The sequence below is a fragment of the Enterococcus sp. CR-Ec1 genome (assembly GCF_002850555.1).
GTDB classification, from domain to species: domain Bacteria; phylum Bacillota; class Bacilli; order Lactobacillales; family Enterococcaceae; genus Enterococcus_D; species Enterococcus_D entomosocium.
Window position 1 is genome coordinate 487,235 of the sequence record NZ_CP025223.1, and the last position, 25,970, is coordinate 513,204.

21 protein-coding genes are annotated in these 25,970 nt (G+C 42.4%); 17 read left to right on the forward strand and 4 right to left on the reverse strand.

Annotated features, from left to right (window positions below; all coding sequences use genetic code 11):
• Positions 1-8: 8 nt before the first annotated feature.
• The 8 genes from CXM95_RS02360 to CXM95_RS02395 all read left to right on the forward strand — a co-directional run bounded on the left by CXM95_RS02360 (position 9) and on the right by CXM95_RS02395 (position 8,723).
• Complete coding sequence (locus tag CXM95_RS02360; protein WP_005227285.1) at positions 9-860, forward strand: carbohydrate ABC transporter permease; 852 nt, start codon at positions 9-11, stop codon at positions 858-860.
• An 8-nt stretch (positions 861-868) separates the two neighbouring features.
• Positions 869-1,285: a hypothetical protein gene (locus tag CXM95_RS02365; protein WP_008376104.1), complete on the forward strand. Its 417-nt coding sequence runs from the start codon at positions 869-871 to the stop codon at positions 1,283-1,285.
• 15 nt (positions 1,286-1,300) lie between these two features.
• Positions 1,301-2,257 (forward strand): glycoside hydrolase family 43 protein, encoded by a 957-nt coding sequence (locus CXM95_RS02370; protein WP_086299048.1) that lies wholly within the window; start codon positions 1,301-1,303, stop codon positions 2,255-2,257.
• A gap of 18 nt (positions 2,258-2,275) precedes the next feature.
• The gene (locus tag CXM95_RS02375; RefSeq protein ID WP_101698804.1) at positions 2,276-3,898 is read left to right on the forward strand and encodes a glycoside hydrolase family 43 protein; all 1,623 of its coding nucleotides are present in this window, start codon (positions 2,276-2,278) and stop codon (positions 3,896-3,898) included.
• Between the two features lie 10 nt (positions 3,899-3,908).
• Entirely contained in the window at positions 3,909-5,354 is a 1,446-nt protein-coding gene (locus tag CXM95_RS02380; protein ID WP_086299050.1) for an alpha-N-arabinofuranosidase, read from the forward strand.
• Between the two features lie 4 nt (positions 5,355-5,358).
• Positions 5,359-5,625, forward strand: a complete 267-nt coding sequence (locus tag CXM95_RS02385; RefSeq protein ID WP_005232191.1) for a DUF6171 family protein — start codon at positions 5,359-5,361, stop codon at positions 5,623-5,625.
• A 137-nt stretch (positions 5,626-5,762) separates the two neighbouring features.
• Positions 5,763-6,689 carry an AraC family transcriptional regulator gene (locus CXM95_RS02390; RefSeq protein WP_086299051.1) on the forward strand — a complete coding sequence of 309 codons (927 nt, stop codon included), beginning with the start codon at positions 5,763-5,765 and terminating at the stop codon, positions 6,687-6,689.
• Positions 6,690-6,722: 33 nt separating this feature from the next.
• Entirely contained in the window at positions 6,723-8,723 is a 2,001-nt protein-coding gene (locus CXM95_RS02395; RefSeq protein ID WP_086299052.1) for a glycoside hydrolase family 31 protein, read from the forward strand.
• A 124-nt stretch (positions 8,724-8,847) separates the two neighbouring features.
• On the opposite strand, the gene CXM95_RS02400 is transcribed toward CXM95_RS02395, so the two are convergent.
• Positions 8,848-10,113, reverse strand: coding sequence for a glycoside hydrolase family 27 protein (locus CXM95_RS02400; RefSeq protein WP_101698805.1), 1,266 nt, complete (start codon positions 10,111-10,113; stop codon positions 8,848-8,850).
• Positions 10,114-10,233: 120 nt separating this feature from the next.
• Here CXM95_RS02400 and CXM95_RS02405 point away from each other — a divergent pair, with 120 nt between their 5' ends.
• The 9 genes from CXM95_RS02405 to CXM95_RS02445 all read left to right on the forward strand — a co-directional run bounded on the left by CXM95_RS02405 (position 10,234) and on the right by CXM95_RS02445 (position 23,616).
• Positions 10,234-11,133 (forward strand): helix-turn-helix domain-containing protein, encoded by a 900-nt coding sequence (locus tag CXM95_RS02405; RefSeq protein WP_101698806.1) that lies wholly within the window; start codon positions 10,234-10,236, stop codon positions 11,131-11,133.
• A 40-nt stretch (positions 11,134-11,173) separates the two neighbouring features.
• On the forward strand, positions 11,174-12,817 hold the full coding sequence (locus tag CXM95_RS02410) for a sensor histidine kinase (RefSeq protein WP_086294500.1): 1,644 nt from the start codon (positions 11,174-11,176) through the stop codon (positions 12,815-12,817).
• The gene (locus CXM95_RS02415; protein WP_086299054.1) at positions 12,792-14,342 is read left to right on the forward strand and encodes a response regulator transcription factor; all 1,551 of its coding nucleotides are present in this window, start codon (positions 12,792-12,794) and stop codon (positions 14,340-14,342) included. The genes CXM95_RS02410 and CXM95_RS02415 overlap by 26 nt, the downstream gene beginning before the upstream one ends.
• 121 nt (positions 14,343-14,463) lie before the next feature.
• Positions 14,464-16,050, forward strand: a complete 1,587-nt coding sequence (locus CXM95_RS02420) for an extracellular solute-binding protein (RefSeq protein ID WP_086299055.1) — start codon at positions 14,464-14,466, stop codon at positions 16,048-16,050.
• A gap of 102 nt (positions 16,051-16,152) precedes the next feature.
• On the forward strand, positions 16,153-17,076 hold the full coding sequence (locus tag CXM95_RS02425; protein WP_016609626.1) for an ABC transporter permease: 924 nt from the start codon (positions 16,153-16,155) through the stop codon (positions 17,074-17,076).
• 12 nt (positions 17,077-17,088) lie between these two features.
• Complete coding sequence (locus tag CXM95_RS02430; protein ID WP_016609627.1) at positions 17,089-17,982, forward strand: carbohydrate ABC transporter permease; 894 nt, start codon at positions 17,089-17,091, stop codon at positions 17,980-17,982.
• Positions 17,983-17,986: 4 nt separating this feature from the next.
• Positions 17,987-18,619, forward strand: coding sequence for a DUF624 domain-containing protein (locus CXM95_RS02435; RefSeq protein ID WP_086299056.1), 633 nt, complete (start codon positions 17,987-17,989; stop codon positions 18,617-18,619).
• Between the two features lie 49 nt (positions 18,620-18,668).
• Positions 18,669-20,609, forward strand: a complete 1,941-nt coding sequence (locus CXM95_RS02440) for a glycoside hydrolase family 127 protein (RefSeq protein ID WP_086299057.1) — start codon at positions 18,669-18,671, stop codon at positions 20,607-20,609.
• Between the two features lie 175 nt (positions 20,610-20,784).
• Entirely contained in the window at positions 20,785-23,616 is a 2,832-nt protein-coding gene (locus CXM95_RS02445; RefSeq protein ID WP_086299058.1) for an endo-beta-N-acetylglucosaminidase, read from the forward strand.
• A 130-nt stretch (positions 23,617-23,746) separates the two neighbouring features.
• Here the strand turns inward: CXM95_RS02445 and CXM95_RS02450 are convergent, their stop codons facing one another.
• Genes CXM95_RS02450 through CXM95_RS02460 form a run of 3 tightly spaced genes read right to left on the reverse strand, consistent with a single transcriptional unit; the run spans position 23,747 to position 25,969 of the window.
• Positions 23,747-24,409 (reverse strand): ABC transporter permease, encoded by a 663-nt coding sequence (locus CXM95_RS02450; protein WP_005227316.1) that lies wholly within the window; start codon positions 24,407-24,409, stop codon positions 23,747-23,749.
• Between the two features lie 4 nt (positions 24,410-24,413).
• Positions 24,414-25,334, reverse strand: coding sequence for an osmoprotectant ABC transporter substrate-binding protein (locus CXM95_RS02455; protein WP_008376082.1), 921 nt, complete (start codon positions 25,332-25,334; stop codon positions 24,414-24,416).
• Positions 25,334-25,969 carry an ABC transporter permease gene (locus CXM95_RS02460; RefSeq protein WP_005227319.1) on the reverse strand — a complete coding sequence of 212 codons (636 nt, stop codon included), beginning with the start codon at positions 25,967-25,969 and terminating at the stop codon, positions 25,334-25,336. The genes CXM95_RS02455 and CXM95_RS02460 overlap by 1 nt, the downstream gene beginning before the upstream one ends.
• Position 25,970 lies beyond the last annotated feature (1 nt).

The window sequence follows — 25,970 nt, forward strand, 5'->3', positions numbered from 1 at the left end:
GCAAAAAAATGAATACACAAAAGAAACATATACCTAGTATGGTCATCGCATATTTGTTTCTGATCGTTTTATGTATCATCTGGGTTATTCCACTGATTTTTAGCTTCGCCACTTCTTTTCGTTCTCAAACCGAAATCGTCTCTACTGGGTTTCGTTTATTACCCGTAAACTGGATATTAGATAACTATGTAGCGATTTTGACTAATACGTCTACTGCACCAATTATGCAGTGGTTATGGAATTCAATGTTTATCGCAGTCACGCACACTGTTTTAGTTGTGATCGTTGTTTCAGTGACCGCTTATGGCTATGGCAGAATGCGGTTTAAATACCGTGATCGTATCTTTTATCTTTTGATGGGGATCTCGATGTTTCCCGGTGTAGTGAATTTGATCCCGTCTTACAAAATCATTGAAACCTTCGGCTGGGTCAACTCTTCTCTTGCTATGATCATTCCAGGCTTAGCAGGGATGGGAAATATCTTTCTTGTGCGACAGTTTATGAAAGGTATCCCGCTTGAATTTGACGAGTCAGCACGAATGGATGGTGCAGATGAATTTACAATTTTTGCAGAGATCATCGTTCCTTTGATCAAACCTGTGTTGATCGTTGCAGGCCTCTTTTCTTTCACAGGCTCATGGAATGATTTCTTGTGGCCAGTGATCGTGTATACGGATGTTAGTAAGATGCCGATTACAGCCGGTTTGCTATTACTACAAGACATTTATGGCAACTACCGAATGATTGGTCAATTGATGGGCTCGGCATTGATTGCGATCATTCCAACCGTCATGCTGTTTCTATTTGCTCAAAAATACTTCATTGAATCTATGAACTTAAATGCAGGAATAAAAGGATAGTGAAGATCATGAATCGAAAATTGGAAAGAAATTTACTACGTGCCAGTGCGGTCTGGGATGTCTGTATTGGTCTCGTAACGATGTTTGGGTATTATCCTTGGTTTGAAGAACAAGGGATCGCAGCATTTCAAAATCAAAATCAGTATGAATACTTGCAGTCAAGTCTGGTAGGAATGATATCGAAGGTAGTTATGATCGTTGCGTTAGCGACGATTTTGATGGGCGTTATCAGTTGGATCAACGCGAAGAATATGCGAGACAAACAAATAAACAAAGGAACGATACGTTGGATGATCGCCTGTGTCATAATCCATTTGATCATCTATGATGTGATCGGTGTCGTCCTATATTTACTAGCTACGACGATGTATATGTCTAAAAACAAAGCAATAAAAATACTAAAAACGGAAAATGGAATTTTTTAAGAAGGTGTAGAATTTATGGCAGAAAATTATTTGGAACCGATTGTATTAGAACGTGCAGACCCATGGATATACAAGCATACCGATGGATATTATTACTTCACTGGATCAAAACCAGGGTATCAGGAAATCGAATTAAGGCGTGCGAAAACCTTGAAAGGTCTGGCTGACAGTGAAGTGAAAGTCATCTGGACGGCTCATGCCGAAGGCCCCATGAGTGAGCTGATCTGGGCACCAGAGATTCATTTTATTCAAGGAAAATGGTACATCTATTTTGCTGCTGCAGATCATGGAGAAGTCAGAAATGATCAGCATCATCATCGGATGTTTGCGATCGAAAATGCGAATGAAGATCCCTTTGCAGGCGAGTGGGTAGAAAAAGGACAGATCGAGACGCAATTTGAGAGTTTCAGTTTAGATGCTACGGTATTTGAACACAGGAACCGATTGTATTATGTCTGGGCACAAGCAGATCCAAACATTCCAGGCAATTCCAATCTTTATTTATCAGAGATGGAAAATCCTTGGACATTGAAAGGAAAGCAGATTCTGCTGAGCATTCCTTATTATGAATGGGAAAAAATCGGCTTCAAAGTGAACGAAGCTCCAGCTGCTTTGATTAGAAATGGAAAAGTGATCATTACTTATTCAGCCAGTGCGACGGATGAAAACTACGCAATGGGACTGTTGTGGGCAGATGAGGATAGTGATCTATTGAATGGGTATTCTTGGCATAAGTTGAAGGAACCAGTCTTTTCAAGTTCTGAACAAAATTCCCTATACGGACCAGGACATAACTCCTTTACAGTCGATGAGGAGGGGAAACAAGATATCTTAGTGTATCATGCAAGACCAGAAAAAAATGATTACAGTAATCCTTTAGAAAATCCCAATCGACATGCGTACGTCCAACCGTTTACTTGGAAGAAAAATGGATTGCCTGATTTTGGCGAACCCGGTGTAGTCAAAGGATAGATAAAAGAGAGGGAAAAAATGAATACAAAAAGAAAAATGCTCTGTTTAACCATGTCCGTTTTTTTTACTAGTTTATTTCTTGCTGGCTGTCAAACAGGAGATGCTGCTGAGCAACTTTCACAAAAGGAGTGGGAAACAACGACAAAAAATCGAGTGTCGATTCATGACCCCTCGATTACTTCTATTCATGTTGGTGACCAAGAGCTGTTTTACGTATTTGGTTCGCATCTCGCCCAAGCGAAAACAGAAGATTTACAAACTTGGGAAGTACCTTTCACTCACGAATATGAATCAATGGAAGACAATATGATCTATGGTAACACAAAAGAAAATCTAGCTGAGACTTTTGAATGGGCAGGCTACGATGATGCCGATTCAAAAGGTGGTTACAGCCTTTGGGCACCAGATGTCATTTGGAATGCTGATTATGAATGGTCAAATGGAGACAAAGGAGCCTATATGCTCTACTACTCAGCTAGTTCTACTTGGCGGCGTTCAGCGATTGGATTGGCCGTAGCTAAAACAATCGAAGGACCCTATAGCTATGCGGATACCGTGATCTATTCTGGCTTTACAGAAAAAGATTCGACAGATGGTAGTGAACGCAATACCAACTATCAAAATACCCATTTGGCGAAATTGATCAAAGAGGGGAAAATCAGTGGGTTCAGTGAAAACTGGGCGATCGAAGATGGTCTGACGTATAACATCGATTATGCGCCAAACGCCATTGATCCAGCGTTGTTTTATGATGAAGAAGGGAAACTATGGATGACCTATGGTTCTTGGTCGGGCGGTATCTTTTTATTAGAAGTTGATCCAGCCACTGGAAAACCAATGTATCCTGGGGAAGATAGCACGACGGAAGATGGGCGTATCATTGATCGCTATTTCGGGATCAAGCTTTTTGGCGGCTATCATCAATCAGGAGAAGGTCCCTATATTGTTTATGATGAGGAAACCGATTATTATTACCTATTCGTCACTTATGGTGGTTTAGCAGCAAAAGGTGGTTACAATATGCGACTATTTCGCGCTGAAAAACCAGAAGGACCTTACCTTGATGCCCAAGGAAATAGCCCAATCTTCGAACAAGGGGACCAAAATTCAAACTACGGCATCAAATTGATTGGCAACTACCAATTCTCGTTTCAACAAATGGGGTATCGAGCAGCGGGACACAATTCGGCGATCATCGATGAGAATGGTCAGTGGTCCTTGGTGTACCATACGCGCTTTAACAATGGAACCGAAGCCCATGAAGTGCGGGTCAACAGAATGTATATGAATGAGGAGGGCTGGCCAGTTCCAGCACCCTACGAGTATCGAGGCAATGAACAAATAGCAGATGCTTTGTCAGAAGATGACATTATCGGACGCTATGAAATCATTAACCATGGTACCGACAATGGAACGACCATGCTAAAAACGCAGACAGTCGAGCTTCAAAAAGATGGAAGCGTTACTGGTGACTTGACCGGAACTTGGACGTACGATGCGGGAGACTTGGCATTGACTTTTGAAAAAGCGACCTTCAAAGGTATCTTATTAAGTCAGGAAATAACAGAATTTGAGCAGCAAAAATTAACGTTTTCAACGATTGGCGATAATAATGAATCCATTTGGGGAATCAAAGAATAGGAGTATAACAATGACGATTAACATTCAAAACACAAAATCAGGAACAACGATCAGTAAATATATCTACGGTCATTTTGCAGAGCATCTAGGCCGTTGTATCTATGAAGGATTATACGTTGGAGAAGATTCGTCGATCCCAAATAAAAATGGGATGCGGATCGATGTGGTTGAAGCACTGAAAAACATTCAAATCCCGGTGCTGCGTTGGCCAGGCGGCTGCTTCGCCGATGAATACCATTGGAAAGACGGAATTGGACCTAAAGAAAACCGCAAAACGATGGTCAACACTCACTGGGGCGGCGTGACTGAAAACAATCATTTCGGGACCCATGAATTTTTTGAATTGATCAAGCAGCTGGAATGTGACGCGTATGTCAACGGCAATGTCGGCAGCGGAACGGTGCAAGAAATGTCGGAATGGGTGGAATACATCACGATGGATGGCATTTCTCCGATGGCTGATCTTCGCAGAGAAAATGGCCATGAAGAAGCGTGGGAAATGAAATTTTTTGGCGTAGGAAACGAAAACTGGGGCTGCGGCGGCAATATGCGGCCAGAGTATTATGCGGATCTGTATCGCCGCTATCAAACCTATGTCCGCCAATACGGCGACAAAAAAATCTACAAAGTCGCCGGCGGAGCGAATGTCGCAGACTATCATTGGACAGAAACGCTGATGAAAAACGCCCATTGGTTGATGGACGGCCTAAGCTTGCACTACTACGTTCATCCGCAAGGCTGGGAAGAAAAAGGTAGCGCTTTGGAATTTGATGAGGCAGAGTGGCAAGTGACCTGTGAAAAAGCAGCCTACATGGATGAATTATTGACCCGCCACAGCGCGATTATGGACCAGTATGACCCAGAACAGCGTGTGGGAATCATTGTTGATGAATGGGGCACTTGGTTCTCAGCAGAACCTGGTACGAATCCAGGCTTCTTATACCAACAAAATACGATCCGTGATGCCATGGTCGCAGCGATCACCTTGAATATTTTCCATAAACATGCCAAGCGAGTGCATATGGCAAATATCGCACAAACCGTCAACGTCCTGCAGGCGATGATTTTGACAGATGGCGAACAAATGGTGAAAACCCCAAGCTATCATGTCTTTGATTTGTACAAAGTCCATCAAGATGCTGAAACCATTGATAGCCATGGAACCAGCAGCGATACCATTACGTATACGATTTCGAAAAAAGAAGATACGATCCATCTATCGGTTTGTAATTTTGCTACCCAAGGCACGGAAGAATTATCCTTCTCCCTTGAAACAGCGATCAATGAAGTGAAAGAAGCTCGTTATATCGTGGGAAACAAAATGAACGCACACAATGATTTTGATCATCCTGAAGATGTGGTGATCCAAGACTTCACCGCTTACAATGTTGAAGAGAACAAAGTCAGCTTGCGGGTGCCAGCAATGAGTGTTCTAACGATCTCATTGACAGTCTGATCCCATGACTTGTAAAGGATGCGAAGTGAAAGATGCTGCGGCAGCAGCACAGGAAGACATTGAATCCTTGATTGCAGAACAACTTTCTTTAGAAAGCGACTTGGCTTCGCCGGAGATCGTCAGTAGGAGAATCGTTGTTTGTGAGACTTGTCCATTGCGATTGAATCATACCTGTACCAAATGCGGCTGCTTTTATCGGTTTCGCGCAAATTTAGCTAAGAAAAACTGTCCTGCAGGAATGTGGGAACAAACAGGGCAGCTCGTCAAGTAGCTGTCCTGTTTGTTTCAATTGGTCAGAAGGATCAACAGATAAAACATTTTTTCGATTACGCTTACATAAACGTTGTAGATACGCTATGATAAAACGAAAAACAATGTTAATAAAGTGGAAAGTGAGCGAGTGATTCAATGAAAATAAATCAACCCGCAGCGCTTACTTATTATGAAGCTGCGAATCATGGCACGGAAGATTTCCCATTAGCATATTATCCTAATTTAGTGAGTGTTTGGCGAGAATTCTTTTTTGTGCCACATTGGCATAAAGAAATCGAAATTTTATGTGTCCATCAAGGACAGCTAGAATTAGTCGTTAATGGAGTCTCACGCAAGATTAAAGCAAATACGATCGTACTGATTCCTCCCAATACTTTACACACTGCCTATCGAATCGCACAACAAAGCTGCCGTTTTTCATGTATCGTTTTTTCTGAAAAATTAATTACGAGTCGGCAATCAGATAGAATTCAAAGCCAACAAATCGATCCTTTTTTGATACAAGAATGTGTTACTTCTTATGTGGATTTTCCAGATAAAAGTCAACAAAGTCTCAGCTTGTTTCAACTATTTGATCAATGCTTTATGGGGAAATCGTCCTATCGTGAATTACGTCTGAAAGGGATCGTTATCCAACTCTTGTCATATCTATTAGAAGTTGGGACTGACCAGCCAGCAAAAAAATCAAGCGAGCGCCTCCAAGAAAAACGGGAAAAAATGGTTTTATCTTATATTCATACTAATTATCATGAAATGATCCAATTGCAAGATTTGGCCGATTCTGTTTCCTTAAGTAAAGAGCAATTCACACGATTTTTTAAGCAATCATTTCGAACTTCCCCAATGGCTTATCTAAATCATTATCGCTTGATCCGATCGGCAGAATTGTTGCGAGAGACTGATTTGACCATGGTGGCGATCGCTCAAGCTATCGGTTTTTGTAATAGTAATCATTTTTCTGTGTGCTTCAAAAAGATGTTTGGTGAGACTCCTACACAATATCGGAAAAATGACATGATTACGATAGAACACGCCATAAAATCGAAGGATAGCCCTCTGTAATCCAGCTATACTGAAAAAAAGGAGGGTTCAAAAATGTCGTTTTTTTCAATAGGTGAGAATTACCTCGAATTTCAAAATGGAAATGAAGTCGTGCGTATTATTGCTTGGGGCACGAACAGTTTGCGGGTGGTGAGTGCACCGTCTGGTGAACTAGATTTATCCTGCTGTGCATTATTAACACAAGATTCTAAGGCCGAGGTTGCGATTGAGGGGGATGTAGGAGCTATCGGTAATGGAAAAATCCACGCAGTAGTCACCAAAGACGCAGGCTGGAACAACTATGGCAAGATCACTTTTTACAATCAAAAAGGCGAAGTGATTTTGAAAGAGGCAGCATCTGGCGGTGCGCTCTTGAAGAAGGCGCGGTTTTTTAAGTCGATTATTGGAGGAGATTTTCAACTAAAAGCTACTTTCGAAGCCAATCGTGAGGAGAAAATCTATGGTATGGGGCAATATCAACAGGATATTTTTGATCTAAAAGGGTGTAATTTAGAATTAGCGCATCGAAATTCACAAGCTTCGATCCCCTTTTATTTATCAAACAAAGGATACGGCTTTTTTTGGCACAATCCAGCAATCGGTTCGGTCTCTTTTGGTAAAAATACGACCGAATGGCGTGCCGAAAGTACGAAGCAATTGGATTACTGGATCACTGCTGGAGAGACACCAGCTCAAATCGAAGAACAATTTAGCCAAGTGACAGGACGGGCACCTATGATGCCCGAATATGGCCTAGGATTTTGGCAATGTAAACTTCGCTATGCGACACAAGCGGAAGTAGTGGCGATCGCTAGGGAACACAAAGAGCGGAACATTCCCGTTGATGTACTAGTGATCGATTATTATCATTGGCCGCGCTGTGGTGATTTTCGCTTTGATGAAAATTTCTTTCCAGACCCCAAGGCGATGGCAGAAGAAGTACGAGATAAATATGGAATCGAGCTAATGGTATCGATCTGGCCCCAAATCGACACGCGTAGTGAGAATTTTCAAGAGATGAAAGAACAAGGCTTATTAGTCAAAACGGATCGCGGCATTGATGTACAGATGTTGTTTCATGGGAATAACATCTTTTATGATCCAACAAATCCTAAAGCTCGAAACTATGTCTGGGAGAAAGTATCAAAAAATTATGTCAATAACGGCATTCGCTTGTTTTGGTTGGATGAGGCTGAACCAGAATTTGGTACGTATGACTATGATTCCTATCGTTATTATGTAGGGAGTGTGTTGCAAAAAGGCAACATTTATCCCCGTGAGTATGTTCGTGGTTTTGATGAGGGAGAAGCTTCCTCACAAAAAGAACATTCAATCAAATTGGTTCGTTGTGCTTGGGCGGGCAGCCAACGATATGGGGCATTGGTTTGGTCCGGCGATATTCATTCGACTTACCAAGACTTTCGCAACCAAATCGTTGCTGGCATGCAAATGGGGTTAGCAGGCATCCCGTGGTGGACAAGTGACATCGGCGGATTTCATGGTGGTTCTGTGACAAGTCTAGATTTTCAAGATTTATTGATCCGCTGGTTTCAATACGGGACTTTTTGTCCAGTCATGCGATTGCACGGTTCACGTACTCCCCATAAAAAAATCTTCAAAGCAGATGGTGAAGAAACAGAGCAAACCGGAGCAGCTAACGAAATATGGGCGTTTGGGGAAAAGAACTATGAGATTATGAAAAAATTTATTGGAATTCGTGAATTGATGCGGGACTACTCGCGTGAATTGATGCGCGCAGCTCATGAAAAAGGAACGCCAGTCATTCGACCAACTTTTTATGAATTTCCAGAGGATCGCCAGGTATGGGAACTGACAACACAGTATCTCTATGGTTCTGATATTCTAGTGGCGCCCATCGTTGTAGCGCATGCTACTGAGCGTGAGGTATATTTGCCAACAGGAGCAAAATGGACCGATGCTCGAGATGGAACTATCTATGAAGGTGGACAATGGATTGTCGCACAGGCACAAATTGATTCCTTACCAATCTTTTTGCGAGAGGGAAAACAGAGTTACTTGATTCATGAAGTATAGGCTGGAAATGGTTACGGTCAGTTGTTTGTAAGACTGGTAGGTACCTTGTTGAGAGGGTAAGAACAATATGAATAGAAAAGCAACACAATGTGCTCGGCACATTGTGTTGCTTTCATTGAGAGGACTATTGTAATGGGCTTTTGAGTAACAAGACACCATGAGTAGGAACCTCAGCATTGGCAATTGTTTGTTCTTTTTGTTGCCATAACTCAGTGCCGCTTTTAATTGGTAGTAAAGCAGCGATCGATTTTGGGATGGTTTGCGTTTGATCAGAAACATTGAAAATGGCATAGTAGACTGCTGTGTCGCTCAACGCCTCCCAAATGATCCACTCTTGATCACGATAGAACTCTTTTTTCGTATAAATTCTTCGATACATTTCTAAGACTTCAGTATTCGTCAATAAACGTAAGGTAAAGAGATCGATGTCTGGTAAAGTACCACCAAACATCAATGGAGATTGGAAGATCGTCCATAAACTCATCAATAAGTATTGCTCGTCTTCCGTAAAACGTGTCCAGCTGTCACCACCGCCTCCATCAACTGCTCGAATGCCGATATGACCCAACGGTAGCATATCACAGTCAGGCCAGTTACCTGGACGAACGAAAGGTGCCCACTCTGCTGCTCGGTCAAACATGGCGTAAAGGGCGTCCCAATGATCCCAAAAGTCATCCGTCAAGCGCCACATATTGGCATGATTTTGAAAGAAACTACCATTTTTGAGGGCAGCTGGTCCGGGAGACAAAGAAAGGACGATCTCTCGACCGGATCGATCGATTGCACGGCGAATCGCTTTGATTTCTGCTTTATGGGCATCACCGTAAATTTTCGAATCGCCGATATCATCCACCTTTATAAAGTCAACACCCCAAGAAGCATATAATTCGAGCAAAGAATCATAATAAAGCTGTCCTTCAGGCAATGAAACATCGACCCCATACATATCGGAATTCCAAGGGCAGATTGAATTCATAGCAATGTCCCGTGCCCGTTTATCCGTTCCTTTGATCGGCGTATTTTGATGAACTGCTTGTCGTGGAATGCCGCGCATGATATGGATACCAAACTTCAGCCCTTTTTGATGCAGATAGTCACCAAGTTTTTTGAAACCAGCGCCATCTTTTGCTGAAGGGAAACGGTTCTCAGCAGGAATCAAGCGAGAATAGTCGTCCATACACAACGGATAAAAATCATTGTACCTTGTAGACTTTGCTTCTGGTTCGCTCCATTGAATATCCACGACGACATACTCCCAACCATAAGCTTTCAAATGCTCTGCCATAAAATCGGCATGGGCGATCACTTCTGCTTCGGTCACAGAAGCGCCATAGCAGTCCCAAGAATTCCATCCCATTGGGGGTGTTTGTGCAAAATGTAAAAAAGACATCGATTTCCTCCTAGTACGTTTTTCTTATAGTATAGTAAGCAATAAAAAAGAGAGGGAAAGTTTTGTCTACTAGAAATAAAAAAGAAAGAAATCGTCAACGAATGAAAAAGGAGTTGATCAATGGTGTTTCCACAAGAAACAAACTATGCGAAGATTACAGCATACTATAGTGTTGCCCTTGAGCGTTTTTCCATGGATCCACATCAACACCCAGCGTGTGAGATCATGTTTGTGACCAAAGGGAAGTGTAAGATAAAGGTGCAAGATCAAGTAATTGTTCTGGAAAGAAATGATTTCGTTTTCATAAACGCGTTTGTGGAACACGCCTTACTCGTTGAAGGAGATTCCTGCACCTTACTGAATATTGAATTTCTTCTGAGTGAGACACCGTCCGGCCTTTGTGTTCGTGATGTTTTTGCATACATCAAAGGAAATGTACAATTGAATGAGCCTTACGCGAAAAGTCGCGATGTCCGCCAATTTGGACAAGCGATCAAGTCATTGCTGCAGCTGCTAATGATCGATGATAGTCAAGAGCAACCGTCTGCTGAACGGCAATTTACGATCGAGCTCTTGTTTAAGCGGATGTTGATGGAATTAGCCTTTTCATTACGTACGAAAGAAACCAAACGGGGCAATTGCTATGTGAACGCTGCGGTCAACTATATTCAACAGCATTTTGATGAAGATATTCAAGTCTCCCAAATCGCAGCGGCTGTGGGGATTACGAAAGCCTACTTGCATAAACTCTTTCATGAGCAACTGGGAGTGACGGTCAACCATTTTCTCACCAGTGAGCGTCTGAAGCAGGCAGCATTTTTACTAAGCAATAGTCAGCTGCCAATCGTCGAAATTGCCGCTCAAGCAGGATTCAACAGTAGGCAGCACTTTACCAATACCTTTAAACAGAAAAAAGGCATGAGTCCTAAAGTTTATCGTCAAATCTACACCCATCAAATCAAAGAAGAAGCAGGACAACATATATTAGGGGAACATACAGCTTTTTTAAGAATGAAGTAAAGACAGATAGTTAGAAAGTGTGAAGCGATTGAAGATAAAAATGAAACTTATGGTAACGATCATTATTGCGAATGTCGTTACTTCGTCACTGATCATTCTCTTTTTTTCTAATACCGCGAATAAGATCATTGATAAAAATATGGAGATCCAAGCGAAAGAGATCGAGGTCTCTATTTTACGTAATATCCATACGATCAGTACGGATCTTAATCATATCAATTATAAATTGATTATGGATGGCTACGACACGTTGAAAGAGGCCAGTGAACAACCACGGATTACGAGAGACACCTTTGAGAGCATCAAACTGACCATGGAATTGAAGGAGATCGTGGAACCATTGTATCAATTTCAACCTTATTTGCTGGGAATGGCGATTTATTCCAAAGAAAATCGGTTGATGTCGTTTGGGTTAGTTGATCCAGTTGTTGAAGAAACGTTGATTGGTTACACCAATGAGGCCGCTTATGCAAGAGAAATTGATGATTCGACTGTTTATATCAAAAATGAAATCAAAGTCGGGCAAGTAGTCCTAGGGCACTTGGTGGGATTTCTTCATACAAGCGAGTTTCTTAATGATCAATTAGAAAACCTCCCAGCTGGGACGCAGATCGCCTTGTTAGATCAAAAGCAAACGGTGCTTGCTGAAGTTGGCACCATTGATGAAGACCAAGCCAATTTGTATGAGAAATCATTCTATAGTGAAGAAGTCGAAGCGTGGTTTCATCTCCATCTCCCCAAAAAACCATTTTTGGGACCGTTGACACAGAATTTGCGACTGATGATTTTCCTGTGTATCGTGATCGTCAGCATGAGTATTTTTGTGGCTACGCTGATTATATTAAAACTGTCGAAACGAATCGATCAATTAAACCAAGCAATGGAGCGGGTCAAGAATAAGGACTTATCGACCACTGTTGAGATTCAAGGAAATGACGAATTAAAACAAATGAGTATAGTCTTTAATTCGATGGTTGCCAATATCAATACTTTAATGGAAGAAAATAAAGCCAGAGAAAAAGAGAAAAAAGAAATTGAAATCGACTTTCTACAAGCTCAAATCAACCCCCATTTTCTGTCCAATACGCTAAACTCGATTACCTGGATGGCTGAATTACAACAGGCTAACAATATTGCCCATCTTTCGAAATCACTTGTATCATTGTTGCATGCCACGATGTATAAGGGACAAGACTTGATTCCTTTGTCTGAAGAAGTAGCCCATGTCAAAAGCTATGTGTCCATCCAAAAAGTTGCCTATATTGATAGCTTTGATGTTCATTGGGCGCTTGATCCAGCGATTTTATCTTGCCGTATCCTTCGATTTATTTTGCAACCCATTGTTGAAAATAGCATTTTGCACAATTTTGTTGGAACGAATAGCGAAAAAGGGCAAATAAAAATAAGTGGAGAAAAAAAGGGAGATAAGCTTTGTTTAATGGTTGAAGATAATGGCAATGGACTAACAGAAGAAGCGATAAAACAGATAAACGAGCGAGAAAAAAGCAATGGAAAACACTATTCGAAAATTGGTATCCATAATATCGATAAACGAATCAAGCTCTACTATGGTCCAGACTATGGGATCACATATGAAACAGAGTTAGGGGTTTACACCCGAGTCATTATTGAGCTTCCTATGATTGGAGAAAAAGACGATGAAGAAAATAGCCCTCTTAGATGATGAGTTGATTTCACGCAACAAAATAAGTACTATTTTACAAAATTTCCCTCAATTTGAAATTGTACTCAGTACGGCAAATCCTTACGAGTTGTTAAATTATTTGGAGATTTATTCTGTAGATCTCATTTTTTTAGACATGAATATGCCAATTATGAATGGCTTAGCCTTTTTAGAACAATTGGAACTGATCGATCGCACGACTAAAGTGATCGTGATGAGTGGCTACGCCGACTTTAATTATGCGAGTGGTAGCATGAAATATGGGGTCGTTGACTATCTTTTGAAACATGAATTGAGCGAGGAAGTGATTTCGGAAGCGCTGAAAAAAATCAATTTTTTTACAGACGAGCCAATGGCTGCGCCTGCTTACGAGACACCCTCTCTACGAGACTTTTTTCATGGAAATACAAGCTTCTTGATGCAACAGTATCCGCATTTTGTAACTGAAAAAATGGTAGGACTTGTTATGATACCTATCTCTATCAGCAAAAATGTTTGGGACAAAGAAAAGTATAAACGAAAAGTGAGCGCTGTTTTAGAGCAATTGATTTTAGACACAAAGAAAGAAACCATAGAAATGCTCTCTTTCGTGACTGATGATGGGAAGCTTTTTATGCTTTACTCGTTTGCAAAAATCAAATCCTATAAAGCGATCAATGATTACTTGGAAACGATCAAAACCAAGTGCTACCATGCTGCTAAGCGCTTACTAGATGTTGAACTTTTTCTCCTGCGATCCCCAGTAAGCAATCAACTGTCGGAGGTATTAGAACTATTTAAGAGCGATGAACGAATCTCAGATTTACTCTTTTTTTCACGTCCGAATGAGTTGCTGCATTTTTCAAGCCAAGAATGCAGTAAAAACGTCTTTCAACAGCATGAGATCGCTTTGTATCTGAAAAAAATCTATTTTTATACCAAATACATCGAACCAGAAAACATCGAATATTATAGTAAAAAACTGTTTGAGTATATAAGAGAAAAACGGGTCGCACGTTCGCTGGCCTTAGAGCTAATTGCACAAATTGATTTTCAAATCAGTTTAGCGATGAGTAATAGCTTTAGACAGCCGATGGAAACGATGATTCAAATCAATTATTATCAACAGTTCGATACGTTACTAAGAATCGAAGCAGATTTTTTTGAAGCCATTTCATTAAGTGTAAAAAATTTCCAAAAAGAAGTCTTTAAGCCTGTTGACGAGCCGGTAAAAAAATGTATTCTTTATCTTCATCAACACTTCAAAGAACCGATCAGCTTGCAGACCTGCGCCGAAGCGATTGATTTAAATTATTCCTATTTAAGTAGGGTGTTTAAGCAGCAATGGGGACAGTCTTTTTCAAAATACTTGTCTGAGTTGCGGATCGATTATGCAAAATTATTGTTGAGTATCTCGTCTTGTAGTGTCAATGAAGTCGCAAGGCAAAGCGGATTTGCGAACTATAATTATTTTTTCCGTGTTTTTAAAGAACGTGTAGGAATCTCTCCATATCAGTTTAACCGCAACATTATGGACTATGAATGAAGCGAATCATGTAAAAATGGTTGGCGAGTAAAAAAAAGAGAGTAGAAGTAAAAATTGTTAATAAAAGCGTTTTCATTTTCGACGTTATACTTAGTGTAACAAGAGTGAAAGGGATGAGAAAATGAAAAAATTAGGTTTGGTGTTTTGTTCCGCAGCATTGATCGGATTGCTCTCTGGATGCGGGGGAGGATCTTCAAGTGAGGGAGATGGAGAGTCGTCAAGCAACCAGTTAAATGTGTTAGTGGTAAAGCATGGCTTGACGCAAAAGAACAAAGATATTGAGTGGTTGAACAAACTAGAAGAAGAACTTGAGCTGACCATAAAGTGGGAGGAAGTTTCCGCTGATTGGGATCAGAAAAAAGCCCCAATGTTGGCTTCTGGAGATATTCCCGATTTGATTCTGGGACCAAATGTTGTGACGGATGCGGAATTTGCGAAGTTTCCTGGCTTGTTCACCGATTTATCTGATCACTTAGATGCCCTGCCAAATGTTCAAAAGATGTTTGAAGAAAAACCAGAAACAAAAGCACTTGCTACTCAACTGAATGGAGAGATCTATGGCTTACCAAAATACCAGCGTTTTTGGCCTAAATCTGCTTCTCGTCAATATATCAATCAAACGTGGCTGGACAATCTTGGGTTAGACGTACCTGAAACATGGGATGAACTATTCGAAGTGTTGGTCGCATTCAAAGAAAACGATGCGAATGGAGATGGGGATGCTAGCGATGAAATTCCAATGGATTGGAGTCCAGTTGGAACCGGCGGTTTTGGCTATTTCCAACCAATGCAGCTTTTAGCAAGTACGGGTATCGTTGTTTCAGAAGGAGGAAATACCGGCTACTTTGCTGAAAATGGACAGGTAGGCAACTTCTTTGTTGATGAGCGTTACAAAGAAACAGTGGAATTTTTGAACAAGTGCTGGGAAGCTGGCTTGATTAATCCTAAGGCTTTTTCTCAAGATTATAGTGCCTATCAGTCCACTGGTAGAGGAGAAGGCGAGACGGCAAAAGTCGGTTTTACTTGGGGCTGGGAAGCTTCAGACCGATTTGGTAATCAGTTAGCAGATCAATATACATCAATGGCACCATTGATTCAAAAAGCTGGAGTGGAACCGACATGGAGCTATGAAACCTCGCTTAATTATGGGGTAAACTTTGCCGTTGTTTCCTCTCAAACCAAAAATATGGACGGAGCCTTAAAATTCGTCAATGCGCTATACGATCCAGAAATCGGAATCCAAGCATTGTTTGGGTCATTGGGCACTAACATCGAAAAAGAGGGGGACACTTACCGCGTCTTGCCACCTGCGGATGAAAATGTCGATCCAGGGACATGGAAGTGGACAACAACTTGGGCGGACAATAGTCCAATGTATATTTCAGACGCTCTTGATGTCGAACTTGGCGCAGATATGAAAGCGAATGAGGTCCAAGATGAAGTGTTGCATCCTTACGTGGATAAAATCGTTCCTGAAGAACAAGTAGTACCATTCAATCTCTTGAAATTTAGTAATGAGGATGCCACAACACTAGCAAACAACAATACAACGATCCTCAATGAAGCAATGACAAAATTTGCTAAATGGGTGACAAAAGGTGGCATTGAAGATGAGTGGGAGCAATATGTCACAACCTTGCAAAATAGCGGCTTAGATCAAAATATCGAGATCGTTCAAAAAGGATTTGATCAATATTACGGGAATTAAGTGAGTGGTGAGGCTGGTCAGAGTTGAGTAAAGCAATCGCAAGTTCATGCTTGAATAACAAAGACCAGCCATTTACCTAAATCTATCAAAGGAGTGAAGATCATGGACACAGTTCTCGTGAAAAAAAATAATCGGTTACTTTCTCATTTCAGTCGACAATGGCAGCTATGGTTGATGGTTTTACCGGCATTAGCGATCATTTTGGTTTTTAATTACATACCAATGTATGGTATCCAACTAGCATTTCGGGAATTCGATTTTACGAAGGGACTCACTGGTGGCGAATTTGTCGGTTTCAAGTATTTCCAACAATTTTTCGAAAGCCCGATGTTCCAAACCGTGATAGTCAATACGTTGCGGATCAGTGTGACAACGCTGATTTTTGGGTTCATTGCTCCCATTTTATTGGCATTGATCATCAATCAAATCAGAAACCCTAAAAGAAAAAAAGTCATGCAAACTGCGGTTTATTTACCTCACTTCATTTCTACGGTCGTGATGGTAGGGATATTGCAAGTCTTTCTTTCACCAGAAACAGGTGTTTTAGTCAACCTCTTGAACTTGGATTCTTCTGTCAACTTAATGGGGAGCGACAGTACGTTCGTGCCCGTCTATGTCATTTCTGAGGTTTGGCAGCACTGTGGCTGGAACAGCATTATTTACTTAGCGGCACTTTCGAGTATCGATACGCAACTCTATGAATCAGCAGATATCGATGGCGCCAATCGTTTTCAAAAAATCCTCCATGTTGATATACCAGCATTAGTGCCAACGATGGTTATTTTGTTGATTATGAATATGGGTGGGGTTTTAAATGCTGGCTTTGAGAAGATTTTCCTGATGCAAAATAGTTTGAATTTGAGCGTCTCAGAAGTCATTTCTACGTATGTGTATAAAATTGGGATCTTAAACAGTCAATTTAGTTATTCAACAGCGATCGGGCTATTCAATAACATCATTAATTTTCTCTTTTTAGTTTTAGCAAATGGTCTTTCGAAAAAATACACGAACCGTAGTTTATGGTAAAGGGGTGGCTATATGAATCTATCACTAACAAACAAACCTAAATCAGATCTTCTTTTTAACCTAGCGATCATCATACTTTGCTTGAGTATCTTTTTGATTGTCGTCTATCCGCTCTTTTTTGTCGTCATCGCTTCAATTAGTGATTCCAACATGGTTTCTAAAGGATTAGTCACGCTCTTTCCTAGGAATATCAGCTTTTTTGGTTTTGAAAAAATTTTACAAGATGCTAGGATCTGGACGGGCTATCGCAATACCTTGATTTATACGTTAGGAGGAACGGCGGTCAATTTAATTTTTACTTTACCCGCAGCTTTTGCCTTATCAAGAAAGGAATTTAAACCTCGAAAACTTTTGATGTTTCTCTTTACCTTTACGATGTTTTTCAATGGTGGCTTGATCCCTACGTATTTACTTTATCGAGATGTGGGGTTGATCGATAGTATGTGGGTCTTTATTATTCCCTCGGCAGTCAATGTCTATAATTTGATCATTGCAAGAAGCTTTTTTGAGACAAGCATTCCGGATAGTCTCTATGAAGCAGCCGCTCTAGATGGTTGCTCCTATGCAAAATTTTTTGTTACTGTAGCACTACCGCTATCCAAAGCAGTCATTTCTGTGGTGGGTCTTTACTATTTGGTCCAACATTGGAACGATTTCTTTACAGGACTCGTATTTATTCGCGACTACGAAAAACAACCTTTACAGATCGTTCTGCGAGATATTTTACTATCAAATCAAGCATCTGCAGGTGGTGCGGGCGCTTTGGGTGATGGCTACGGACAACAATATGCAGATCAGATCAAATATGGCGCCATCATTGTTTCGACCTTACCGATTTTGGTGATCTATCCTTTCCTACAGAAATACTTTGATAAAGGAGTCATGATTGGTGCAATGAAAGGGTGAGTACATGAATAAGCTAGTCGATTTACATGTGAGCATTGGGAAAAAAGGCTTACTGTTATTTCTGTTGCATTGCTATTGGCTGCTGTTTACCTTATTCGGCTTAGTTCTTTTCGGACTATTGCCAGCAACCAATGCGGTTTACGAACTTTGCAATGATGAAAAATATCAAGAAGCAAATGCGATAAAATTGTTTCAGTCCTTTGCAAAAAGCTTTCGAAAAAACTTTTGGAGAATGAATCGATTAGGACTCTTTATACTTCCTTTAACAGCCCTTTTTTCGATTGACTTGATGCTAATGAGACACTATGTCTTTACCGAAGCCGATACAACCGTTTATTTGTTGATCCAACTTCTGATAGTGATTAGTCTCCTTTTTTTAGCCAATCTCTTTTGGTTTTTTCAACACGAACGAGCTTGGAAACCCATGCTTAAAAAAAGTTTGATTCTAATGCTTGGCAAACCTGGATTGACCGGTCAAATTTTCGTCCTTATGGTCGGGATCAGCTGTTGCTACTACCTACTACCGGGTTTATTCTTCGTATTTGGTGTTACACCGCTGGTTTATTTTCAACTTAATTTGTTTAAACAAAAAGATGCGTATGTCTTTTTACCTGAAAAAAAGCATACGACTGTCTAAGCTCGTACATTTACCATAAAATCTCAAAATAAAAGAATAGGAGAACGAAATGAAAGAATTCGCATTAAACAAGATCCAGCTCACGGACGAGTTTTGGCAAGGGTACCAAGAGCTTGTTCGCAAAGAAACGATTCCTTACCAATACCAAGTCCTAAATGATGAAATCGATGTAGATGTTCAAGCAGAACGGGAAGATCCTAATTTGCCAGCTGGGAAAAGCCATGCCTTGGCGAATTTTCGCATCGCTGCAGGGCAAATGGAAGGAGAACATTTTGGCTGGTTTTTCCAAGATAGCGATGTCTACAAATGGATCGAGTCGGCTGGGTATAGCTTGTTGAATACCAGCGATCCGCAATTGGAAAAGACAGTAGATGAAGTGATTGACTTAGTTGCTGCGGCGCAAGAAGCGGATGGCTACTTAAATACCTTCTTTCAATTGACTCGACCGAAGTTAAAATACCGTCAGTTGTATTTCAGTCATGAACTTTATTGTGCGGGGCATCTAGTCGAAGCGGCTATCGCTTATGATCAAGCAACAGGTAAGGATAAATTACTGACCGTGGCAGAGAAAAATATCGCCAATATTTGCACGTATTTTGGGCGGGAGCCTGGAAAAATTCAAGGTGCTGATGGCCATCAAGAGATCGAATTGGCTCTGGTGCGTTTGTATGAATACACCGGTAAACAAACCTATTTGACATTCGCTGATTTCTTTCTTGAAGTACGTGGGGAAGATCCTGCCTTTTACGAAAAAGAAATCTTGAAAAACCAAGCGGATGGCTTATCGGATGAAACGCCAAGGGTAGACCTCACCTATTTACAAGCCTACGATCAACCTAAAAAGCAGCATGAAGCCAAAGGTCATGCGGTACGAATGCTGTATATGGCAAGCGGGATGGCAAAAGTCGCCCAGCATACCCAAGATCAAGCATTAATCGACGCTTGTGAAGCGATTTGGGAAGACATCGCCTGTAAGAAAATGTATGTGACCGGTGGCGTCGGCTCAACCGTTCACGGGGAAGCCTTTGTCGGTCCCTATGATTTGCCAAATGATACGATGTATTGTGAAACCTGTGCAGCCATTGCATTGGTCCAATTTTCTTTTGAGCTGTTCAAACTAACCAATGAACCAAAATATTTAGCGACGATGGAACGAGCGTTGTATAATAGCGTCCTTTCTGGTGCGGCAATTGACGGCAAACACTTTTTCTACGTGAATCCTTTGGAGGTCAATCCCCAACGAGATCAAGAAAATCCTGGCAAAGGTCACGTCAAAGCCCAACGACCCGATTGGCTCGGTTGTGCGTGTTGTCCGCCCAATTTTGCACGGATGGTCGCATCGCTGCAGCGCTTGGTTTACACTTGCGATCAAGAGAAGCTTTACGTGAATTTATTTGTAGCAAGCCGTTTAGAAGAACCTGATCAATTTACGTTTGAACAAACGGGCGGGTTTCCTTTTACAGAGGACCTCACGATTCGCTATCAAGGCATTCCAAAGACGCTCATCATCCACAAACCTAACGGACTAAGTAAGTTTCAAATCGATAGTGAACACGAATGGCAGGAGACGAACGAGGCAATCATCTTTGAGGCAGTCGAAAACGTGACGGCCAATATCCGTTTTGAACAACCATTGCAAATCTTGCGTGCGAATCCTCAAGTTATTCAAGACATCAATCAAGTCGTATTGCAACGTGGCCCCTTCGTGTATTGCATAGAAGAAGCCGACAATGGTCAAGCACTCTGGCGTTGCCGCATCGACCCACAGGCGCTGGAGGCGACCTTTGCGAAAGAGGATACGTTGTTGCCAACTACTTTACGTTTGGCGATCAAAGGCTACCAAAGCGAAGAATGGTCGGGAACAACCCTTTACGAAGAACGAGCGGAAACGGTCATACCTCGTACGTGGCAACTGATCCCATACCATTTATGGGGCAATCGGGGCATAGGCGAAATGCGCGTTTGGCTGCCGCTCGTTGGAAAGGAGTAAGAAGTAAGCAGGGCCAAAGAGCTTCCCCAAAAGGAGGCTCTTTTTTTTCTAAACTCAACCTTCTTGGATTTGTTGCATGATTTCTTTAATTTGTTCCTATATTCCTATCTTTGAAAGCGTTATCGTTTTAGTGTAGGAATGTTGGCGGGTTTATGTAAAACAAGGAGGAAGAAGTGTGACAAGGAAAATCAGTAAAGTTGGCGTATCTTTGTTGGTATTGGCAGCGGCAACGGCAATCGGTGGCTGCACCCAAAGTGAGGCGAAGACAACTGGAAAAGTCGTTTACCAAGAAACAGCCAAAAGTACGTTGGAAAAAGCGATGGACAATCAACCGGAGTCGTCTTATTGGTTCCCAGAGGATTTGTTGGCATGGTCTTTTGAAAAAGATCCAGATGCGAAATATAATACCAGCGTTGTTCCATTAGCGCAGCGGGCAGCTAAAGAGACGTTGCCGAAGATGAATGACACGCAAACGGCAGAAACCAAAGTCGTAGCGCTTTCGATCATGAATAGCAGTACGAGCGGCAATGCACCACGAGGGATCAATACCTTTGATGCCAATGTCTTTTCTTATTGGCAATACATCGATCAATTGGTTTATTGGGGCGGCTCTTCTGGCGAAGGGATTATCGTACCACCAAGTCCTGATGTAACGGATGCTGCTCATAGGAATGGCGTGCCGGTTTTAGGAACGATCTTCTTTCCACAAACTGCCCATGGTGGGAAGTTGGAATGGCTAGATACGTTTTTAGCTAAGGATGAGGACGGCAATTTTCCGATCGTAGAAAAAATGATCGAAGTTGCCAATACGTATGGCTTTGATGGCTGGTTCATCAATCAAGAAACCGATACGGCGGTCACTAGTTTTGATGATGCAGCGGAAGGTGTCGAACAATCGGGGGCTGATGGTAAAGGACTAAATGAAAGCCACGCCAAAGCGATGCAAGAACTGATCGCCCAATTCAAAGAACAAGCCGACGAGCATTTAGAGATCATGTGGTATGATTCCATGACGAGTGATGGGAAAATGGATTGGCAAAACGCGTTGACGGATAAGAACAAAGCCTATTTAGTGGATGCAGAGATGAACCCATTGGCAGATAGTATGTTCTTGAATTTCTGGTGGACCACTGACAAATTGGCGGACAAAGAGCTGTTGAAGGCCTCCAATGAAAAAGCCCGTGAAATCGGTGTCGATCCTTACGATCTTTTTGCTGGGATCGATGTACAAGAAAATGGCTATGCAACGCCTGTGCGCTGGGATCTGTTTACGGATGAAAAAGGCGTTCCTTATACCTCATTGGGCCTGTATGTGCCTAGCTGGACCTATTCTTCTGCTAGTACGCCGGATGATTTCCAAAGCAAAGAGAATGCTTTTTGGGTCAATAACACGGGCGATCCTCGGGAAAGCCAGCTGCCAGAAGCGACAGAGTGGCCTGGAATCTCCACGTATGCCCTGGAACAGACCGCTATCACAGAGCTGCCTTTTGTGACGAATTTTAGTCTGGGTAATGGCTACAACTATTTTATCGACGGAGAAAAAGTGTCCAGCCGCAATTGGAACAACCGAAGCTTGCAAGCTGTTTTGCCGACCTATCGTTGGGTCTTTGATCATGGAAAAGATAATGATTTGGCTGTATCAATCAATTATGCGGATGCCTACAATGGCGGAAATGCACTGAAACTACGTGGACAGATGACAAAAGGCAGTACCAGTCACATGGCATTGTATCAGACAGCATTTCCTGTGACGAAAAAGACGAAGCTAACAACGACTGTCAAAGCAACGGTACCGACAACTCTTGATTTGGTCGTGACCTTAGCCGATGGTTCGACACAAACAATCAAAGGAGACAAAGAGGTCGCAACAGACTGGACGACGATCACCTACTCATTGAAAGACATCAAAGGAGAAGTGACAGCGATCGGTTACGACATAACCACGAAAGAAACCAGTGATGTCTATGAATTGAATTTAGGGCAATTAACGATCGGAGATCAGAAAGCGGAGAAATTCGCTGCCGAAGCATTGACGGTTGAGGATGTGCTCTTTGATGAGGAAGAGGGCAACTATGCGGGTGTCCGTTTAACGTGGGAAGCTGCCAAGGACAAGACAGCTGCGGTTTATGAGATCTACCAATTGAACGATGACGGCTCACGCTCTTTCTTAGCAGCTACGCCAGCAACCAACCACTATTTGAATGCCGTTGAACGTCCAAAAGGGACGAAAACCAAGTTCGCGGTGGTGGCAGTGGATCGCTATGGCAATCGTGGCAAGCTATCAGATACGGTGGAGATCACTTGGCCGAACAATCAGCTGCCAAAAGCGGCCTTTACAGCCTCTAGAACCTTGGCAGCACCGGGGGAAACGATCACCTTCACGAATACCTCATCTGCGAATGCTGAAGCATTCGAATGGACGTTTGAAGGCGGCGATATCACGAGCAGTACAGAAGAAAATCCCCAAGTGACCTATTCGGAACCAGGTACCTACAAAGTCACGCTTGTTGCCAAAAACGAAGCAGGAGAGACCCCTCTGGAAATGGCGGGATTGATCACGATTTCTGCTGATGCGCCGAAAGAGTTGCTGCTGCTTTCAAAAGATGCCGAAGCAACTGCTTCATCGTTTGTCAATGATGCCGAAGCACCGGCTTTTGCCCTCGATGGTGATTTGAGTACGAAGTGGTGTGCGACAGGCAATGCGCCTCATGAGTTGATGATCGATCTCGGTCGGCCACAAACGGTCAGTGAAGTACGCCTCGCTCATGCGGAGGCTGGTGGAGAAGGTCCAGACATGAATACGCGGGCGTATACGGTGCTCGTCAGTGAAGATGGCAAAGACTATGAGCCAGTTTCACGAACGTTGAAAAATGAAGCCGGCAATAGCACCAATACGTTTGCCGTCCAGAAGGTGCAATATGTAAAAATCAGTATCGATAAACCAACACAAGGAGCAGATTCGGCAGCCCGAATCTATGAAGTCGAAGTATACGGAATGGATAAATAGCGAAAAAGAGCAGGGCGTTAAACCTAAGAAGGGAAGCGTCTGAAGCATGCTTTTCTGAAAAATGACCAAACCCAAAAAGCCGTTGCGACCAATAAATGGTCACAACGGCTTTTGCTTTTTGCAAATAAGTTTAGCGTGACGTACGGCTGGCTGGATCTAAGCGGCGTTCAATAAAGCTCAATCCAAGATCCGTAATGATCGCCATCAAGGCAGTTGGTAAAGCACCGGCTAAGATGATCGATGCACCATCCGTCGCATTGGTTCCACGGATGATGATGTCCCCCAGTCCACCAGCACCAACGAAAGCCCCAATAGCGGTGATACCGATCGCCACGACTAAGGCGTTTCGAATCCCTGCCATGATCACCGAAACAGACAATGGCAATTCGATCATATACAATCGTTGCCAGCTAGTCATCCCCATCCCTTTGCCGACATCTAACGTATTGCGGTCGACTTGGCGCATGCCGGTATAGGTATTTTTGATGATCGGTAACAAAGAATAAAGGAAAATCGTTAAAATCACGACATTCACACCTAAGCCCATGCCGATCATTAAAATCGAGATCATCGCTAAAGATGGAATCGTCTGGATGATATTGGCGAAACGAATCACCCAATCTGCCAAACGCATTTTTTTAGAAATCAAGATCCCGATTGGAATCCCGACGATTGAGGCAAAAAGTACCCCGTAGATTGAAATCAAGAAGTGACGAATGAACTGGGCAAAAACATAGCCGCCATTTTCTTGAAAATAGAAAAGAAATTGTTGGAATAAATTCATGTCTGCCATTTCGTCACTCTCCTTCGAAGTAATTATTTTCTTCTAAGAAACGTTCGGCAACTACCGTTGGTTCTAGAAGGTCATTATCCACTTGGTAATTCAATTCTTGCATTTTTTCGGTATCAATTTTGCCTGCTAATTTGTTCAGGGCATCGCCGATTTCAGGTGTTTCTTTCAATAATTTGTCATCGACGATCGGTGCGGCATCATAAGGCGGGAAGAAGTTTAGATCATCTTCTAGCATCACGAGATCGTAACTGCCGATCCGGCCGTCGGTTGAGTACCCTAAAACGATATCCATTTTTCCGTTATCAACAGCATCATAGACGAGACCGATCTGCATCGGTAGGATATTTTGGAAAGAGAATCCATAGGCTTCCTGGAAGCCATCGTACCCATCGCCGACCCGTGTGATCCACGCGGTATCGACCCCTGCGACCAATTGATCTGCGACATCTTTCAAGTCACTGACTTTTTCCAATCCGTATTTTTCAGCAGTGTCTTTCCTGACAAGAAAGACATATGTGTTATCAAAGCCGTAAGATGGGAACCAAGTCTGTTGGTATCGTTTCTCAAATTCTGATTTGACTTTGTCAAAGGCGGCTTGCGGATCAGATTCTGGTTCCAACCCTAACGTAGTGGTCAAGTCAGTTCCTGTGTAGCGGGCAGCTGAGATCGACGCATCGCCATTCATCATCGCTTGGTGATTGATGGTCGTTGTTGCTAAGTTGTTAATGACGGTTGTGTTTTTATCCGTATAGTGTTCGACCATACCGGCAACCACCGCGCCAAGAATTTGGGCTTCGGAAGTGATCCCGCCTGTGATCGCCACGGTATTCTCATCAGAAGTCGATGCTAAACCGGGAAAGGAACAGCCAGACAGTAAAGCGACACTTAAGGAAAACAACAGCGCTAATTTTGAAGTTTTTTTCATTACGCATCCCCCCTTAAGGCAGCTGGTGTCAGTTTGTTTTCTAACAAACCCAGTAACCAGTCAGCTAATAAAGCAAAGATCGTCACTGGAATCGTCCCAGCAAAAATCAAAGGCGGTTGGTAGTTGTTTAGTCCGCTAAAGATCAAATCACCAAGTCCACCGGCACCGATGTAAGAAGCCAAGGTAGCCCAGGCTAAAACATACACGGCCGATAAGCGGATCCCTGCCATGATCGTTGGGATCGCTAGAGGTAATTCCACACTGATGATCGACTGCAAGTTGGTCATCCCCATCCCTTTGGCAACATCGCGGTAATTCCAATCGACTTTTTTCATTCCAATGTAGGTATTTCGCAAAATCGGCAACAAGGAATAAATGAAAAGAGCGACGATAGCAGGGACTTTTCCGACACCTAAAATCGGGATCATCAATGCCAATAGTGCCAAAGAAGGCACGGTTTGCAACGCACTGGTGATGCCGATCACGATCGTTGCTGCTTTGGGGAAACGGGTCAAGATCACACCGATCGGTACGGCAACAAGAATCCCTAAGAGCAAAGCCGCAAAGGAAATATACAAATGTTCAAGACTTTTGGTGACCAATTGGCCGCCATATTCATTAAAGAAGCTTTGCATG

What these genes read in the sequence shown, in the direction of transcription:
- CXM95_RS02360 (WP_005227285.1), top strand. Translation starts at nt 9, where the DNA reads ATGAATACACAAAAGAAACATATACCTAGTATGGTCATCGCATATTTG.
- CXM95_RS02365 (WP_008376104.1), top strand. Translation starts at nt 869, where the DNA reads ATGAATCGAAAATTGGAAAGAAATTTACTACGTGCCAGTGCGGTCTGG.
- CXM95_RS02370 (WP_086299048.1), top strand. Translation starts at nt 1,301, where the DNA reads ATGGCAGAAAATTATTTGGAACCGATTGTATTAGAACGTGCAGACCCA.
- CXM95_RS02375 (WP_101698804.1), top strand. Translation starts at nt 2,276, where the DNA reads ATGAATACAAAAAGAAAAATGCTCTGTTTAACCATGTCCGTTTTTTTT.
- CXM95_RS02380 (WP_086299050.1), top strand. Translation starts at nt 3,909, where the DNA reads ATGACGATTAACATTCAAAACACAAAATCAGGAACAACGATCAGTAAA.
- CXM95_RS02385 (WP_005232191.1), top strand. Translation starts at nt 5,359, where the DNA reads ATGACTTGTAAAGGATGCGAAGTGAAAGATGCTGCGGCAGCAGCACAG.
- CXM95_RS02390 (WP_086299051.1), top strand. Translation starts at nt 5,763, where the DNA reads ATGAAAATAAATCAACCCGCAGCGCTTACTTATTATGAAGCTGCGAAT.
- CXM95_RS02395 (WP_086299052.1), top strand. Translation starts at nt 6,723, where the DNA reads ATGTCGTTTTTTTCAATAGGTGAGAATTACCTCGAATTTCAAAATGGA.
- CXM95_RS02400 (WP_101698805.1), bottom strand. Translation starts at nt 10,113, where the DNA reads ATGTCTTTTTTACATTTTGCACAAACACCCCCAATGGGATGGAATTCT.
- CXM95_RS02405 (WP_101698806.1), top strand. Translation starts at nt 10,234, where the DNA reads ATGGTGTTTCCACAAGAAACAAACTATGCGAAGATTACAGCATACTAT.
- CXM95_RS02410 (WP_086294500.1), top strand. Translation starts at nt 11,174, where the DNA reads ATGAAACTTATGGTAACGATCATTATTGCGAATGTCGTTACTTCGTCA.
- CXM95_RS02415 (WP_086299054.1), top strand. Translation starts at nt 12,792, where the DNA reads ATGAAGAAAATAGCCCTCTTAGATGATGAGTTGATTTCACGCAACAAA.
- CXM95_RS02420 (WP_086299055.1), top strand. Translation starts at nt 14,464, where the DNA reads ATGAAAAAATTAGGTTTGGTGTTTTGTTCCGCAGCATTGATCGGATTG.
- CXM95_RS02425 (WP_016609626.1), top strand. Translation starts at nt 16,153, where the DNA reads ATGGACACAGTTCTCGTGAAAAAAAATAATCGGTTACTTTCTCATTTC.
- CXM95_RS02430 (WP_016609627.1), top strand. Translation starts at nt 17,089, where the DNA reads ATGAATCTATCACTAACAAACAAACCTAAATCAGATCTTCTTTTTAAC.
- CXM95_RS02435 (WP_086299056.1), top strand. Translation starts at nt 17,987, where the DNA reads ATGAATAAGCTAGTCGATTTACATGTGAGCATTGGGAAAAAAGGCTTA.
- CXM95_RS02440 (WP_086299057.1), top strand. Translation starts at nt 18,669, where the DNA reads ATGAAAGAATTCGCATTAAACAAGATCCAGCTCACGGACGAGTTTTGG.
- CXM95_RS02450 (WP_005227316.1), bottom strand. Translation starts at nt 24,409, where the DNA reads ATGGCAGACATGAATTTATTCCAACAATTTCTTTTCTATTTTCAAGAA.
- CXM95_RS02455 (WP_008376082.1), bottom strand. Translation starts at nt 25,334, where the DNA reads ATGAAAAAAACTTCAAAATTAGCGCTGTTGTTTTCCTTAAGTGTCGCT.
- CXM95_RS02460 (WP_005227319.1), bottom strand. Translation starts at nt 25,969, where the DNA reads ATGCAAAGCTTCTTTAATGAATATGGCGGCCAATTGGTCACCAAAAGT.